The organism is Streptomyces deccanensis (assembly GCF_022385335.1).
In the GTDB taxonomy this organism is placed as follows: domain Bacteria; phylum Actinomycetota; class Actinomycetes; order Streptomycetales; family Streptomycetaceae; genus Streptomyces; species Streptomyces deccanensis.
In genome coordinates this window covers 8668613-8685997 of sequence record NZ_CP092431.1, presented here as the reverse complement: position 1 = coordinate 8685997, position 17385 = coordinate 8668613, and the positions used below count along the sequence as shown (strand labels likewise).

Annotated in this window: 5 protein-coding genes; all 5 read left to right on the top strand. The window is 68.8% G+C overall.

Annotation, left to right across the window (positions count from 1 at the left end):
* The first annotated feature begins 147 nt into the window (after positions 1 to 147).
* The 5 genes from L3078_RS38280 (at position 148) to L3078_RS38260 (ending at position 17085) form a co-directional block, all read left to right on the top strand.
* On the top strand, positions 148 to 6450 hold the full coding sequence (locus L3078_RS38280; RefSeq protein ID WP_239758699.1) for a protein kinase domain-containing protein: 6303 nt from the start codon (positions 148 to 150) through the stop codon (positions 6448 to 6450).
* A gap of 32 nt (positions 6451 to 6482) precedes the next feature.
* A complete protein-coding gene (locus L3078_RS38275; protein ID WP_239758697.1) occupies positions 6483 to 9434 on the top strand; it encodes a helicase-related protein in 2952 nt (983 codons plus the stop codon).
* Positions 9434 to 13567, top strand: coding sequence for an Eco57I restriction-modification methylase domain-containing protein (locus tag L3078_RS38270; RefSeq protein ID WP_239758695.1), 4134 nt, complete (start codon positions 9434 to 9436; stop codon positions 13565 to 13567). The genes L3078_RS38275 and L3078_RS38270 overlap by 1 nt, the downstream gene beginning before the upstream one ends.
* Before the next feature lie 93 nt (positions 13568 to 13660).
* On the top strand, positions 13661 to 15880 hold the full coding sequence (locus L3078_RS38265) for a competence protein CoiA family protein (protein ID WP_239758694.1): 2220 nt from the start codon (positions 13661 to 13663) through the stop codon (positions 15878 to 15880).
* A gap of 83 nt (positions 15881 to 15963) precedes the next feature.
* Positions 15964 to 17085, top strand: a complete 1122-nt coding sequence (locus L3078_RS38260; RefSeq protein WP_239758693.1) for a hypothetical protein — start codon at positions 15964 to 15966, stop codon at positions 17083 to 17085.
* Positions 17086 to 17385 lie beyond the last annotated feature (300 nt).

Below are 17385 nucleotides of genomic sequence, written 5' to 3'. Positions count from 1 at the left end.
ACCTATCAAATGCCCCCTCGGTCGTGTACGGTGGCGGCGGCCACAGCGTCCCCTCTGCCACGATGGGCGGTGGCACAGTCAGGTCAGGGGGCGCATTCCGTTTCGGAACGGCGACAACCCGTGGAAACAGGGACAGAGGAGCGGGGCGTGAGCCACGAGCTGGTCGACGGCAGATTCCGTATCGGGCGCGTCATCGGCAAGGGCAACATGGGCGAGGTCCACCGGGCCGAGGATGTGAACGCTCTCGCGGGGTCACGCGGGCGCGTGGTCGCGCTCAAGACCATCCTTCGCCGCCGTACCGGCCTTCAGATCGACACCAGCGCCGACCCCAAGGCGGTACAGCGCTTCGCGCGCGAGGTACGCATCATGCGCCGCCTGCACCATCCCAACCTCACCCGGCTCGTCGCGGGCGGAGTCGCCGAGGACCACGGCGGCCTTCCCTACCTCGCCATGGAGCTTCTGGACGGCGAGACCCTGCGCGACCTCATCGAGGAGGAGCCGCAGCTCCCGATCTCCTGGGCCGCGGCCATCGGCGCGCAGGTAGCCGCGGGTCTGGCAGCCGCGCACACCGCGGGTGTCGTCCACCGTGATCTGAAGCCCGCCAACCTCATGCTGACCCAGGGCGGCACGGTCAAGGTCCTCGACTTCGGCATGGGCCGCATCGTCGACGACCCCGACGAGACACGGCTGACCAGCACCGGGGTCAGTGTCGGGACCGCCCGCTACATGGCTCCGGAACAGTTCGAGGCCAAGCAGGTCACCCAGGCCGCTGATCTCTACGCGCTGGGTTGTGTGCTGTACGAGATGCTGGTCGGCGTTCCCCCCTTCACGAGCGAGTCCCCGTTCGAGCTCGCGGACAAGCACACCAGGCAGGACCCCGCGCCCGTCGCCGGTATCCGCGGCGGTGTCCCCAGCGAGCTCGCGCGTCTCGTCCACCGATTGCTCGCCAAGGACCCGGCGGCCCGGCCGGCGGACGCCGTCGCGGTGCGCGACGCGCTCCTGCCGCTGGCCACGGCGGACGAGGCCTCCGTACGACTGCCGCACTGGAGCGCCCTGGACCCCACCGTTCCACTGCGCGCCGCCCCCACCACAGGCGTCCCCGTCCCCGAGGCAGTCGTTCCGAAGCCCGCTCCGGTCGCCCTCGCCGCCTCCGGAATGGACGTCTTCGGCGTGCATCGCGCGCTGATCAAGGACTACCGCTCCTTCACCGAGGGTGGCACCGTCGTCCGTGACGACCGCATCGCCGCGTTCGTGGAGGAAGACCTCGACAAGAAGTCGCAGTGGCCGAACCCGTGGGTGTCGCTGAACCCGTTCTTCCAGAGCGGTGGCACCGTCGTCGAGCTCGCCCAGCAGAAGGTCCTGCACGAGGAGTGCGCCCGCATCTTCCAGGCGAGGAAGACCGAGGGGGGAACCGTCCCCGACGGCCGCCCTCTCACCCTCCACCGGCACCAGCGCGAGGCCATCGACGCGGCCGCGTCCGGCGCGTCGTACGTACTGACGACCGGCACCGGCTCCGGCAAGTCGCTCGCCTACATCGTCCCGGTCGTCGACAAGGTGCTGCGCCGGCGGGAGGCCGAAGGCCCCAAGGCTCCCAAGCGGGTCCGGGCGATCATCGTCTACCCGATGAACGCCCTCGCCAACAGCCAGCTCAAGGAGCTGGAGAAGTACCTGCGCGACGGCTACGGAGCGGGCCGCGAGCCGGTGACCTTCGCCCGGTACACAGGGCAGGAGGACGACGAGAGGCGCAAGGAGATCCGCGACAACCCGCCGGACATCCTGCTCACCAACTACGTGATGCTGGAACTGATGCTGACCCGCCCCGCCGACCGGGCGAGCCTCATCAGGATGGCGCGGGGCCTTGAGTTCCTGGTCTTCGACGAACTGCACACCTACCGTGGCCGCCAGGGCGCCGACGTGGCTCTTCTGATCCGCCGCGTGCGCGAGGCCTGCCAGGCCGTGGATCTGCAGTGCATCGGCACATCGGCCACCATGTCGACGGAAGGCACCTTGGAGGACCAGAAGAAGGTCGTCGCCGACGTGGCGAGCACCCTCTTCGGCACGACGGTCAGCCCCGAGCATGTCATAGGCGAGACCCTGGTCCGCGCGACCGGGGAACCCCCGGACACGGTGCCCGCCGAGCGCCTCAACTCTCCCACGGCACCGCGGGCGTACGACGATCTCGTCCGGGACCCGCTGGCCCGCTGGATCGAGACCCGCTTCGGTCTCAAGGAGGACGAGGCCACGGGCAGCCTGGTACGCAGGGCCCCGGCCAGGATCGAGGACGCGGCGAAGGAGTTGCACGAGCAGTCCGGTGTCCGTGAGGACCAGTGCGACGCCGCGATCCGCGCCACCCTCGAAGCCGGTTCGCAGGCGCTGCATCCCGTGACCGAACGGCCGCTGTTCGCTTTCCGGCTGCACCAGTTCCTCTCCAAGGGCGACACCGTGTACGTCACCCTGGAGGACAAGCTCTCCCGCCACCTCACGCGCTCGTACCAGCTCGAAATGCCGGGCAGCGGCGGCAAGTTGCTGATGCCGCTGGCCTTCTGCCGCGAGTGCGGCCAGGAGTACCTGACGGTGTGGCGGACCGAGAAGGACGGCGAGTTCCGGTACGAGGCGCGCCGGGACACCTCCGCGACGGGCGGACGGCAGGGCGACGGCTATCTGTACATCGACCACGAGCGTGCCTGGCCGTCCAACGTTCAGTACGCGGTCGACGACCGTCGACTGCCGGAATCCTGGCTGGAGTTGGACGACAAAGGCCAGGAGGTCCTGAAGAAGTCCTACCGCGACCGGGTGCCGCGCGCCGTCACCGTCGACCCGCTGGGCCACGAGGGTCGCGGCGAACTCCAGGCCGCGTTCATCCCCTCCCCCTTCCTGTTCTGCCTGCACTGCGGAGTGGCGTACGAGCAGACGCGCGGCCGGGACTTCGCGAAGCTGGCGACGCTGGACCAGGAGGGCCGGTCCTCGGCGACCTCACTGATCTCGGCCTCGGTGGTGAAGTCGCTGAAGTCGGTGCCGGAGGAGGTGCTGGACAAGGAGGCGCGCAAGCTCCTCACGTTCGTCGACAACCGGCAGGACGCTTCTCTCCAGGCCGGCCACTTCAACGACTTCGTGCAGATCACCCAGTTGCGCGGCGCGCTGTACCGGGCGGCGCTGGACGCGGGCGAGGACGGCCTGCAGCACGAGGAGCTGGCCTCGGCGGTGACGAACGCCCTCGCGATCGACCCGGCCGACTACACCGGCGAGAGCGATCTGCCGCCCTCGCTCGCCCGCAACGCCGCCAGGACACTCCGCGACGTGATCGCGTTCCGGCTCTATCTCGACCTGGAGCGCGGCTGGCGCATCACCATGCCGAACCTGGAGCAGACGGGTCTGCTGGAGATCGGCTATGAGGACCTCGACTGGGTGGCGGCCAAGCAGGACCGGTGGGCCGGCACCCACGAGGCGCTGCGGGACGCCGACCCGGTGCTGCGGGCCGAGGTCACGAAGGCGCTGCTCAACGAGATGCGCCGCTCGCTGGCCATCGACGTGTCGTACTTCCGTGACGACTTCGACGCGCTGCAGCGGGCGAGCGAGGAACGGCTGATCGACCCGTGGGTGCTGACGGCCGCCGACAAGCCCAAGGTCGGCACCGCCTATCCGCATCCGTCCAGGCCCGGTATGGACCGCTCGGCCCTGTTCCTGTCGGCGCGCGGCAAGTTCGGCAAGTACCTGCGGCGCGCGGACGCGACGTATCGTAGGCTCGACCCGGCCGATCTCCAGCTGGTCATCGAGCAGTTGCTGAAGGTCCTGGCCAAGGCGGGGTTGGTGAAGGAGGTCATGGAGGCCCCTCAGCGCGCGGGCCGGTACCGCAGGTCCTCCGCCCCGGCCGCGACCGGTTACCGGGTCGCCGCGCAGTCCCTCGTCTGGCGCGCGGGCCGGGGTGAGACCGGGACGCACGATCCGCTGACACGCACGTACCAGAGCGGCGACGGTCCGCGCGTCAACACGTTCTTCCGTGATCTGTACCGGGACGCGGCCGGCACCCTGTCCGGTCTGTTCGCGCGTGAGCACACCGCGCAGGTCTCGCCGGAGGACCGGCAGGAGCGCGAGGAGGCGTTCCGCAAGGCGGAGTTGAAGCTGCTCTACTGCTCCCCCACGATGGAACTGGGCGTCGACATCTCCTCGCTGAACGCGGTGATGATGCGCAACGTGCCACCGACTCCGGCCAACTACGCACAGCGCTCGGGCCGCGCGGGCCGTAGCGGTCAGCCCGCGCTGGTGACCACCTACTGCGCGACCGGCAACAGCCATGACCAGTACTACTTCCGCCGTTCGGACCGCATGGTCGCGGGCGCGGTCGTCCCGCCGCGCCTCGACCTCGCCAACGAGGACCTGGTGCTGTCCCACCTCCAGGGCATCTGGATCGCGGAAGCCGGCCTGAAGCTCGGCCAGTCCATCCCGCAGGTGCTCGACGTGTCGTATCCGGACACCGGCGAGCGGCCGAACCCCGCGCTGGAGCTGCTGCCGGACATTCTCGCGGCGTCCCTCGACGAGAGCGCCGGGCGTCGCACGGTCGACGCGGCGCTGCGCGTCCTCGGCCCGCTGTTCAGGGACTTCAGCGAGACCACGTGGTGGCACGACGACTGGATCCAGGATCGCGTACGGACGGTGGCGGAGCGCTTCGACCGGGCCTTCGACCGTTGGCGGCAGCTGTTCCGTGCCGCGCTCTACGACCAGTACATCCAGAACAAGCGCCGCCTCGACTACAGCCTCACCGAGGGCGACCGCATCCGCGCCAACTCCCGGCGCCGCGAGGCGGAGACGCAGCTGAACCTGCTGATGAACGAGAGCGTCGACAGCAAGTCGGTCCTCTCCGACTTCACCCCGTACCGCTATCTGGCATCCGAGGGTTTCCTGCCCGGATACAGCTTTCCGCGACTGCCGCTCGCCGCCTACATCCCCACGATCGGACGGCGGCGCGGAGACGGCGACTACCTCCAGCGACCTCGCTTCCTCGCGATCCGTGAGTTCGGCCCGGGTGCTCTGATCTACCACGAGGGCGCCCGCTACCAGGTGACCCGTATCCAGCTGCCGCCGGACGCCTCGGGCGACCTGACGACCGGTGAGGCGCGGCGCTGCGCGAACTGCGGCTACCACCACGCCCCGGAGGAGCTGGAGGACGTCTGCGGTTTCTGCGGGGAGCAGTTGGGCCAGGCCACATACGGTCTGCTGCACCTGCACACCGTGTACACGACGCGCCGGGAGCGGATCTCCTCCGACGAGGAGGAGCGCCGTCGGGCCGGCTTCAAGCTGGAGACGTCGTACCGCTTCCACGACCACGGCACCCGCAAGGGCCGCCTCAACGCCGACGTGACCGACGCTTCCGGCGCCCCGCTCGCCAAGATCACGTACGGCGATTCGGCCACCGTGCGCATCACCAACACCGGCCGGGTCCGGGCCAAGAGCAACGAGCCGGCGGGCTACTGGCTGGACCTCGCGGACGGCCGCTGGATGAACGACAAGGACGCGGCGGAGGCGTCAGGCGACTCCAGCGAGCTGCCGGTGATCGACCCGGACGGCCATGAACGGCGCCGCAAGAAGCGAGTGATCCCCTACGTGGAGGACCGCCGCAACATCCTCGTCGTCACCCTCGACGAGGCGCTCCCCGAGCCGGTCGCCCTGTCCTTGATGTACGCCCTGGAGCGGGGGATCGAGGCGGCGTTCGAGCTGGAGGACGCCGAGCTGTCCAGCGAGCTGCTGCCGCCGGACGACGGCCCCCGTCGGCGCATCCTGTTCACGGAGGCGGCCGAGGGCGGTGCGGGCGTGCTGCGTCGGCTCCAGGCGGAGGGCGACGCCCTGGCGAAGGCGGCGCGACGCGCCCTGGAGATCTGCCACTTCGGCGAGGACGGCACGGACGAGGGCGGCGAGCAGCACCGTCCTGGCCGGGCCTGCGCGCTCGGCTGCTACGAGTGTCTGCTGACGTACGGCAACCAGCTCAACCACACGCTCATCAACCGGCACTCGGTGCGGGACCTGCTGGTGCGGCTCGCGTCCGCGACCGCCCGGAAGGAGTCGCGCGGCGAGTCCCGCTCGGAGCAGTACCGGCGACTGCTCGACCGGTCCCCCGCCGCCGACCCGACGCCGGTCGAGGTGTCCGCCGCCGAGTTGGCGGCCCAGGGTGACTTCCTGGGCTGGGCGAAGGCGCGCGGACTGCGGCTGCCGGACGAGACCGGCTCGTTCCTCACCGAGGCGATGGCGACACCGGACTTCGTCTACCGCCTGCCCGGCGTGAACGTGGCCGTGTTCGTGGACTTCCCGGACCGGGAGCAGGACACGTCCCGGGACGAGGACGCCGAGGACCGGCTGTTCAGCGCCCGCTGGGACGTCGTCCGCTTCCCGCTGGGCGAGGACTGGGACGCCATCGCCGCCCGCAACTCCCGCTACTTCGGCTCCCCGGCCGCCCCCTGACCGCCCGCCCCTCGCAAGGACTGACGACTGACATGGCATTCAACTATTCGGCCGGCGCCCTGGTGAAGGCCCGTGGCCGCGAATGGGTGGTACTCCCCGAGAGCAAGCCCGATCTGCTGGTCCTGCGGCCCTTGGGCGGCTCGGACGACGACATCGCGGCCGTGCTCCCGTTCGAGCCGGTGGAGGAGGCCCGGTTCGCGCCGCCGGAGCCGTCCGACCTCGGTGACCAGCGCGCGGCGGGTCTGCTGCGGACGGCGCTGCGCGTCGGCTTCCGCTCCGGCGCGGGCCCGTTCCGTTCGCTGGCCGGTATCGCGGTGGAGCCGCGCGCGTACCAGCTGGTCCCGCTGCTGATGGCGCTGCGCCAGAAGACGGTGCGGATGCTGATCTCCGACGACGTGGGTATCGGCAAGACCATCGAGGCCGGGCTGATCGCCAAGGAGCTTCTCGCACAGGGCGAGGCGACGGGCCTGGCCGTGCTCTGCTCCCCCGCGCTGGCCGAGCAGTGGCAGCAGGAGCTGCGCACCAAGTTCGGCATCGACGCGGAGCTGGTGCTCTCCTCCACGGTCACCCGTCTCGAACGGGGCCTGGACCTGGGCCAGTCCCTCTTCGACAAGTACCCGCACGTGATCATCTCGACGGACTTCATCAAGTCCCCGCGCCACCGCGACGACTTCGTCCGGCACTGCCCCGACCTGGTGATCGTCGACGAGGCACACACATGTGTGGCCGCCGACGACACGTCGGCGAGCGCGCAGAACCAGCTGCGCTACGAGCTGCTGCGCCGCGTCTCGGAGGACGAGACCCGGCATCTGCTCCTGGTGACGGCGACGCCGCACAGTGGCAAGGAGTCCGCGTTCCGTAACCTCCTCGGCCTGGTGAGGCCGGAACTCGCCCGGGTGAGCCTGGAGTCGGAGGCGGGCCGGAAGCAGCTCGCGCAGCACTTCGTGGCGCGCAAGCGGGCGGATGTCCGCCAGTACCTCACCACGGAGGACGGGCTGGAGGACGACTCGCTCGCCGAGCGGACCGCGTTCCCCTCGGACCGCTACTTCAAGGACGAGAAGTACAAGCTGTCCCCCGAGTACCGGGCCCTGCTCGACGACGCGATCGCTTACGCGAGCGAGCGCGTCGAGGAGGCCGGTACGCAGGGCAAGCGCGAGGCGCGCATCGCCTGGTGGTCGGCGATCGCGCTGCTCCGCTCCCTCGTGTCGTCGCCGCGCGCCGCCGCGCAGACCCTGCGGACCCGCTCGGCGGCGGCCATCGCCGCGTCCGCCGAGGAGGCGGACAAGCTCGGCGCGCCGCTCAACAGCGACGCGGCCGACAGCGACGCGATGGAGGGCATGGACGTCGCGCCGGGCGCGGAGACCACGGAGACGGAGGACGACGACTCTCCGCTGGGCCGGCTGGCCGTCCGGGCGAAGGCCTTGGAGGGCCCGGCCCAGGATCTGAAGCTCAAGGCGCTCATCAAGCATCTCAAGGCACTGCTCGCGGACGGTCACAACCCGATCGTGTTCTGCCGCTACATCCCGACGGCCGAGTACCTCGCCGACCATCTGGAGAACGACAAGGAGTCCGGCAAGCGCGGCCCGCTCGGCGCGCGGACCGTCGTGAAGGCGGTCACCGGCACGCTCTCCCCGCAGCAACGTATCGAGCGCATCGAGAAGCTCGCCGAGGAGGCCGGTGAGGACGCCGCCGCCCGCCGCGTCCTGATCGCCACCGACTGCCTCTCCGAGGGTGTCAACCTCCAGCATCACTTCGACGCCGTCGTCCACTACGACCTCGCCTGGAACCCGACCCGCCACGACCAGCGCGAGGGCCGTGTCGACCGCTACGGCCAGCGCAAGGACCAGGTCCGTGTCATCACGGTCTACGGCGACGACAACGGCATCGACGGCAAGGTCCTCGAAGTCCTCATCAAGAAGCACCGCCAGATCAAGAAGGACCTCGGCATCTCCGTCTCCGTGCCCGACGAGACCTCGACGGGCGTCACGGACGCGATCGTCGAGTGGCTGCTGCTGCGCGGCCGTGAGGGACAGCAGGACACCCTCTTCGGCTCCGACGCCTTCGAGGACGTGGCGGCCAAGGTGGAGAACGACTGGAACTCCGCGGCCGAACGCGAGAAGGCGTCGCGTTCCCGGTTCGCCCAGCGGTCCGTACGTCCGCAGGAGGTGGCCCGCGAGGTCGCCTCGATCCGCGAGGCACTGGGCGGCACGGGCGAGATCGACACGTTCGTACGGCAGTCCCTCGGCGCCCTCGGTGCGGTGCTCCGCGAGGCCGGCGAGGACTTCACGGCCCAGGTCGGCGGCACGCCCATCGGCCTCCAGGACGCCCTCGCGCCGACCGTCGGCGCGGACGTCATCAAGAAGGACCTCCCGATCCCGTTCCGCGCGGACCCGGCGGTCGCGCGCGGCGAGGCGGCCCTGGTCCGCACGGACCCGGTCGTGGGCGCCCTCGCGTCCCACGTCCTCAACGCCGCCCTGGACACCCGGGTGGACGGGGCGCGCCCGGCCCGCCGCTGCGGCGTGGTGACGACGGACGCGGTCACCACGATGACGACCCTGCTCCTGGTCCGCTACCGCTTCCACCTCACCTTGCCCTCCCGCAGCGGGGAGCGGCAGCTGGTCGCCGAGGACGCCCGCCTGCTGGCCTTCGAGGGCCCCGCGAGGAAGGCGGAGTGGCTCTCGCAGGAGCGGGCACGAGCGCTGCTCGACGCGAAGGCGGCCATCAGCACGGACCGGCAGTACAGCGAGAACACCATGTCCCGCCTCATCAACGGGCTTTCCGCCGTCCAGGGTCATGTGGACGCGTACGGCAAGGAGCTGGCGGCCGAACTCGACGCCTCGCACCGCCGGGTCCGCCAGGCCTCCGGCGAGATCGTCCGAGGCCTGTCCGTCACCGCCCAGGAGCACGCCGACGTCCTCGGCGCGTACGTCTACCTGCCCCTCACCCCCGCCGCCCCCGGCACCGCCACTGGAGCGTCCGCCTGATGTCCGCCACCACCCGCCACCAGGTGTTCACCGCCGTCCACACGGTCGGGGGTCTGATCCCGGCCGACATGCTGGTACGGATCTCCGAGGGCAAGTCGACCAAGGACCTCAAGGGCCTCACCCCCGCCGACTACCGCATCCCCGGCTCCCGTTCGGTGCGGGACGAGGCCGAGCGTCACTGGGACAACCTCAAGTCGCTCTGGCGCGAGCTGCGCGTGAAGCTACCCGCCGCGCCCGAGCAGGAGGTCCCTCTCGACAGCACCGGGTACGCCCGCGCCAACTGGGTGGAGCCGCTCTTCGAGGCGCTCGGCTTCGGCCACCTCACGCCCGTGGGCGCGGAGGGAATCAAGGCCGCTGACGACGAGACCAAGAAGTTCCCGGTCAGCCACCGCCGCGACGACACCCTCGTGCACGTGACCGCGTGGAACGTGAAGCTCGACAAGCACCAGGGCGCGGGCTCCCCGGCCCCCCAGTCGCTCCTCCAGGAAGCCCTCAACCGCACCGAGCCCCATTTGTGGGCCCTGCTCACCAACGGACGTCAACTCCGCCTCCTCCGCGACTCGAACGCGCTGGCCACCGCCGCGTACGTCGAGTTCGACCTGGAGGCGATCTTCGACGGCGAGCTGTTCAGCGAGTTCGTGGTCCTGTACCGCCTTCTCCACGCCTCCCGCTTCGAGGGCCGCGAGGGCCGCACGCAGTGGACCTGCTGGCTGGAGGTGTGGCGGGACGCGGCGATCCGTCTCGGCGCGCGTTTCCTCGACGACATCAGCGTGGGCGTGCAGCTCGCCATCGAGGAGCTGGGCACGGGCTTCCTCGCCCACAAGGACAACAGCGCCCTGCGCGAGAACCTCGACCGCGACGAGTACCACAAGGCACTGCTGCGCCTGGCCTATCGCCTGCTCTTCGTCTTCGTCGCCGAGGACCGCGACGCCCTGCACCCCCCGGAGACCCCGGCCGACGCCCGCAAGCGGTACGCCGACTACTTCTCCACGGCCCGGCTGCGCGAGCAGTCCCGCCGTCGACAGGGCACGTCCCACTCCGACCGGTACGAGGCGCTGTGCCTGGTCCTGGACGCCCTCAGCAAGGAGGAGGGCCTGCCTGAACTCGGCCTCCCCGGCCTCGGCGGCCTGTTCGACGACACCCCGGCCGATGTGCCGCTGCGGGGTCTGTCACTGGCCAACTCACACCTGATGGCTGCCATACGGCACCTCGCCGTCGTCCGCGACACGCAGGCGCAGCGCTGGCGGTCCGTCGACTACCGCACGCTCGACGCCGAGGAACTCGGCGCGATCTACGAGTCCCTCCTCGACCTTGTCCCCGAACGCGTGGACCACGCCTTCAAGCTGGTGCCCCGCGCGGGCAACGAGCGCAAGAAAACCGGCTCGTACTACACGCCGAGTTCACTGGTCGACGTGCTCCTCGACTCCACGCTCGACCCCGTGATCGACGCGGCACAGCAGCGGGGCGAGCGGAAGGCCGCCGAGGCGAAGGAGGTCGACGGCCGGGAGACCGTGGTCGCCGAGCTGCTGTCGCTGACCGTGTGCGACCCGGCGTGTGGCTCCGGGCACTTCCTGGTCGCTGCGGCCCGCCGTATCGCCAAGCGGGTGGCGGCCGTGCGTGAGCGTACGCCGGAGCCTACGGCGGAGCGTGTACGGGAGGCTCTGCACGAGGTCATCGCGAGGTGCGTCTTCGGCGTCGACCTGAACCCGATGGCTGTGGAACTGGCCAAGGTCTCGCTGTGGATGGAGGCGTTGGAGCCGGGCAAGGCGCTGGGCTTCTTGGACGCCCACATCAAGTGGGGCAACGGGCTCATTGGAGCGACGCCGGCGCTCCTTCGGGGCGGTATTCCGGAGCAGGCGTTCAAGGTGGTGGAGGGCGACGAGAAGTCGGTCGCCACGGAGTGGCTGAAGCGCAACAAGGAGGAACACCAGGGGATCGTCACGCTGGACGCCGCGCTGGACGAGTCGGTGAGCGTGACGAACGTGGCCTTCGCGTCGGAGCTGCGGGACCTTCTGGACACGTCCCCGACGGAGAAGCTCGGCCAGGTCCGCAAGCTCGCGGACCGTTACAAGGAGTGGGCCGAGTCCCCTGCCTATCTCAACGCCCTGCACATCGCGGATGCGTGGTGCGCCGCGTTCATGTGGGAGAAGACGGGGGACGCGCCGTCGCCGGTGACCCAGCGGGTGTTTCTTTCGCTCCAGTCGACGGAGGAGGACGGGGGTGCGCTGCCGGAGACGCACAAGGAGATCGTGCGGCTCAGTCAGGAGTACCGGTTCTTCCACTGGTATCTGGAGTTTCCCGAGGTCTTCCGGGTGCCGGACAACCCGTCGGAGGCTGGGGTTGATCCGGTGACCGGGTGGGCGGGGGGCTTTGACTGCGTGTTGGGGAATCCGCCGTGGGACAAGGTGGATTTCAAGGATCAGGAGTACTTCAGTGTTGTCGAGCCGTCGCTGGCCCAGTTGTCGGGGCAGAAGCGCCGCGCGGAGATCGTCAAGTGGGCAGCGGAGAACCGTGAGGAGGCTGCGCGCTACCACGCTGCACGGCGCCGGGTGAAGTCTTCGTTCCTCTTCCTTGGTGCATCTGGGGCTTACCCGCAGCTCCGGCAGGGGCTGGCGGTCAAGGGTGTCAACTCCCTCCAGACAGATCAGCTGTTCACGGAGCGGTTCGTCTCCATTACCTCCTCGATGGGTCGCTGCGGCACGGTTGTCCCCACGCAGATTGCTACGGGGGCGGGGGCACAGTTCCTCTTCCAGGACTTGACTCGACGAGGCGCAGTAGCACACCTCTACGACTTCGAGAACGGCAAGCGGGAGAGGCTTTTCCCGGCCGTGCACGCCAGCTACCAGTTCGCTTTGGTCTCTCTCACAGGGCGAGGGCTGACCGAGTCGGCAGCACGATTCGCATTCTTCCTTGGCCACCCGGACGAGCTCGCAGACGGAAATTCCGTGTTCGCGCTATCGCCTGACGAGATCAACCTCATCAATCCGAACACCGGGACCCTCCCAGTGTTCCGAACGCGACGGGACGCCGACCTCACTACGGTCATCCAGCGCCGAATTCCGGTTTTGGTACACGAGAGGGAGGTAAAGGGCAACCCTTGGGGCCTCATTTTCAAGCAGTTCATCAACCTGACGGACGACTCCGACCTGTTCCGTGAGCAGTCACAACTCGAATCAGAAGGCTGGCACTTGGAGGGAAACGTCTTCGCAAGAGGCGGTGAGCGTATGTTGCCGCTGTACGACGCGAAGATGGCGCATCTATTTGATCATCGCTGGAACAGCTACTACGGTCTCGGCAACGACGACTACGAACGCGTGCCGCTGCCGGTTAAGCAGGACTCCTACGGCGTGGCGCAACCGCGCCAGTGGATCCAGGACGCCGGACTTATCGCAACTACCCGCAACGGCAAGGGGACCAAAGTCGCCGGTGTCGCAGAGCGATTGAGCGATCTGGGGTGGCGCCATGGCTGGCTGATGGGTTGGCGTCGGGTGGCTCGCGTAACAGATGAGCGGACCGCCATCCCAGCGTTCATCCCCCGGGTCGGGGTGGGCAACACGTTTCCCCTGATGTTTCCTGACGTGTCTGCCGAACTGAGCGCCGCTCTCGTGGCGGCCCAGAGCTCGCTGGTCTTCGACTATGTGGCGCGCCAAAAGGTCGCCGGGATTGATGCTGGCTTGAGGACCTGGAAGCAGCTCCCTGTCCCCCACCCGGACGACTTGGTCCGCCACACCCCCTCTATCACTCCGCGAACCCTGGAACTCGTCTACACCTCCTGGGAAATGCAGCCCCTGGCCGAAGACCTCGGCGACACCAGCGCCCCCTTCATCTGGAACGAGGACCGCCGCGCCCAGCTCCGCGCAGAGCTGGACGCCTACTTCCTCCACCTCTACGGAGTCTCCGCCGAGGACGCGGACTACATCCTGGAGTCCTTCCAGACCGAGAACGGCGGCCTCAAGAACAACGAGATCGCCAAGTACGGCGAATACCGCACCAAGCGCCTGGTCCTGGCCGAGTACGACCGCATGGCCACCGCCGGCCTCACCCTGGAGACCCCGCTCGTCGAGGGCGAGAACTACACCTCCACCCTCACCCCGCTGCCGGGCCACGGCCCCCGCCACCCCAAGGCGGCCTGACGATCGGTTGGTGGGCCGGACTACTCGGCCCACCAACCCGCCGCACCCCTAACCGCTTCGCCACACCCCCGCCCCGTTCCGCCCGGAGCCCCCATGCCGTTCTCACAGGAAGACACCCGCAAGGTTCAGACCGCCGTGTTCGGACACGTCGGCTCGGACCTGCCGGTGTTTCTCCCCATGGACGCCGACGACTTCGGCACGTTCATACGAAACCATCCTGAGCGCACCTTCTTCTGCGGCACGCTCCTCGGCGGATGCGGCAAGAAGCTGGCACCCAAGCAGTACCGGGACCGGAAGTGCCACTTCGCCCACGTGTCCGATGCAGCCAACTGCCGTCGTACGGAGGGCGACGAGAGCAGCGCCGACCACTTGTACATCGGGCGAGCCGTCGCCGACTGGCTGAAGCGGCAGAGGCAGCGGGCGGATCAGCCCGCATACCGGCCCAAGGGGCACCAGGTCCGCGATGTCGTCGACGTGTCGTGCGAGGCCGGGCGTCGGCTCATACGCGTCCAGCTCGCCCGGCGGTCGAAGCGGGAGTGGGAGGAAGCAGACGCAGAGCTGCGAGCCAGGTACACGGGACTCGACTGGCTGTTCGGGCCGGACAGCCTCCTCGCCAACTGGCAGGTCGAGCGGCAGGGGTACGCCCTCCGCGTGCAGTGCCGGTCCGCCGGGGCGACCCGCGAGGTGGAGATCGGAACCCAGTTCCCGGACCGGCCCGTCGATTGGACCTCCCTCTCGGAATGCACACTCGAACGTGAAGGCATCGTCACGCCGAGTCTCCTCCACACACCCGACGGCATCGTTCCGCGTCATGCCGCCACCACACAGGCCGACACTCCCCCGTCCTGCCTGCCGCTCACCCCGGCCTCGGTCCTCATCACCGATGCCACGCTGTCCCACGTCACCGGCACCCACCTCTGGTTCGATGTGTCCGTTCGCGTCAACGCCCGCCTGGCGCTACCTGTCAACGCGGACGCACCCGACGCTCAGTCCGCGTACCTGCCCATGGACGCCACTCTCTCCCTCGACGGTGACGGCACATGGCTGATCGAGGCCAGTGCACTGCAGCGCATCCAGACCGACACTCCCGACCGGACCACGGACAGCGCCGCCCCCTCGTCCGACACTCACGATCCGTCACCCGAAGAACAGCGCTCTCTCCCTGACGCCGACCTCGTCACCTCTTTCCGCAAGACGCTGGAGAACACGGCGCGGAGCAAGAACATCGTGACGATGGCAACCCTCTGCAGGGGAGCGTCCCTCCCCGTCCACACACTCTCCGTAGCGCGGTGGCGGGACCTGCTCCTCCAGGTCGAGCAGCCCTGGACACCCGGCAAGCCCGTTCTGTCAGCCCTCATCAAGGGTCGCGACGGCGGCCCAGCCCCGTTTTTCGGAGAGATACTGCACGGACTCGGCTGGACGAAGGGGTTCTCCGACGCCAAGTTGCTCGACATCTGGAACCGCGAGCGTGGCCGCGTCCACGCGGCGTACTGCAGAAGCGGCCAGGCGAACCCACCATCGCTTCCCCGTCCGGAAACCCGCCGGGAGCCGCCGGGCCGTGTCGGAGGAAAGCGGACCGATTCCGTCGCCGCCCGACGCCGCGCCGCCTTCGACGCTCTGCTTGACGTGGCTCAGGAGGCACGGCAGGCCGGTGACCTCGATACCTTCGAACAGAACCTGTTCCTGGCGGAACGGGCAGCGCAGTCGACCGATGACCAGGAGACCCTGCGGGACCATACGGACTGGCTGGTGGACCGGCGCGCCGACGAGTTGTACGAGACCTGGGAGCGCCTGTCAGCGCTCATCGACACGATCAACCGAGACGGAGACGATCTCCTTCCGGACCAGTTGCGCCGTGCGGTCCGGAGTGCCGAGGAACTCGCCGTAGAGCTCGGAGACGATCTGGCGGCGGAGGAACGTCGCGACATCGCGCGCTGGCGACAGCACCTGGAACGGATGGCTGACCGCCTCACGCTGCCGCAGATACGCGGCCATGCCGTCGCCGTCCGCGTCGCACTGCGGCAAGCCGCGCGTGAAGGGCGTACAACGACATGGGGCGAACTGGCCCTGCGGATCGGATCGCCCCTCGCGGCCCTCCACCCCGACGACAAGACCGCCGTCCTGGTCGAGGCGGACCGCGAGACACCGGACGAGAGACCTCCACTCTCCGCACTGGTCACCGCGCACGGAGGCGATCGACCGCATCCGCTCTACCTGCAGATCCTCTTCAACCTGGACCGGATCGCTCCCCCACCCGACGCCCTGTTCATGCACTGGCGCATGGCACTGCGTCGGCACTCCGAACTACGGTGACGCCTCCGCCTCACGCCTCCGCACGACACATCGCCCCCACAGAGACCGCCGCTCCGACGGATACGAACCTGGGAGAACCCACCATGACCGAAGCTGTGATCGACGCTGGTGATGGAGACGCCGATACCGGTGCCGACCACGAGGCTGTCGAGCAAGAGCGTTCTGAAGTACGCGAGTTCGTCAAGGGCCTGAGCGCAGATGACATCAAGTCGGGCAACTGGTTCACCAAGCTCTGTGCTCAGGCCATGAGTTCCTACACCGCAAAGGTCGATTGGCAGTACTTCCAGGAGCGATATGAAGGCGTACCCCCGGATGCCATCGTCGATCAGCGGATCAAGATGGCGGCCCGGTACGCCGCGCTCGAAGGCGGTCTCTCCGCCGGGGCCTACACGGCGACCGTCATCGCCACTCTCGGAAGCCTTGGCGGTGCCTCGCCGGCGACTGTCCCAGCCGCCGTCGCGACCCTGATGGTCGACGTCGTGTTCATCACCCGGCTCCAGCTCCGCCTGGCCTACGACATCGCCGTCCTCTACCGGGTCCCGCTCGACCTGTCCGACCCCGATGACATGTGGAAGCTCATCCGAGTAGCCTTCACGATCAAGAGCGGGGAAGCGGTCCGGGAAGGTGTGGCCAAGGCGGTCCCGGCCGTCGTGCGGCCGCTGATCAAGCGCTTCTACTCTGGAGAGGTACTCAACGCCGCGAAGGCGCTCCCAGTCGTCGGGAAGCACCTACTGCAGAAGAACGTCATCAAGATCGGTATCCCTCTGGTCGGCGTTCCTCTCGCGGTGATGTTGAACCGCTACACCACGCTGGTCACGGGGCGGCACGCGCGAGCCGTCTTCCGGAACGAGGCTCGGGTGATCGAAGTTGCCGAAGGGCTGAGCAAGCGGACTCGGCACCCGGAGTCAATGTTGTGGGTCGCGTGGCTCGTCATCAGGGCGAACCGCAAGATCGCCGACGATGAGGCGCTGTTGATGCGCCATCTGGTGAGGCTGGTCCGGGAGCAGCATCAGGTCGTCGACGAGCAACTCGCTCGCCTTGTCGACATCGACCCCGCCGAGGTGTGGCGACGCCTGGACGCCGAGTCAGGCGATCTGAGCGACCTCCTCGACGTGGCCAACCGGGTGGCCGCTGTGGATGGTGACGTCAACGCACGCGAGAGAGCCGTCATCTCCGAGCTTCAAGATCGCTGCCATCAAGGCTGACTTCGTCGTACGCCTCCTCCCACAGGTGCGGCCACAGTCAGGTGACCGTCGCAAGGTGGAGGGGCTCGAACTCCGATGGCTTCGGCGGCGCCTACGCGGTGTCCCGCCCGCCCTGCCCGTATCCCGGAGTCGGCGGGCGGCACACACCGCTCAGTGCCCGACGAGAACCGCACGAACCGCGCCCATCTCTCCCGCCCGACCGCGAAGAGGGCTGGGGCGGCTCATGCCACCCACGCTTGTTGCTCTGGCGCGCCAAGTACTCAAGCTGGGACCGTCGTTCGGGGTCCTCGACCTGGTAGA

Bases quoted from the DNA above. Each gene is read 5' to 3' on its own strand.
- L3078_RS38275 (WP_239758697.1), top strand. From the start codon at position 6,483: ATGGCATTCAACTATTCGGCCGGCGCCCTGGTGAAGGCCCGTGGCCGC.
- L3078_RS38270 (WP_239758695.1), top strand. From the start codon at position 9,434: ATGTCCGCCACCACCCGCCACCAGGTGTTCACCGCCGTCCACACGGTC.
- L3078_RS38265 (WP_239758694.1), top strand. From the start codon at position 13,661: ATGCCGTTCTCACAGGAAGACACCCGCAAGGTTCAGACCGCCGTGTTC.
- L3078_RS38260 (WP_239758693.1), top strand. From the start codon at position 15,964: ATGACCGAAGCTGTGATCGACGCTGGTGATGGAGACGCCGATACCGGT.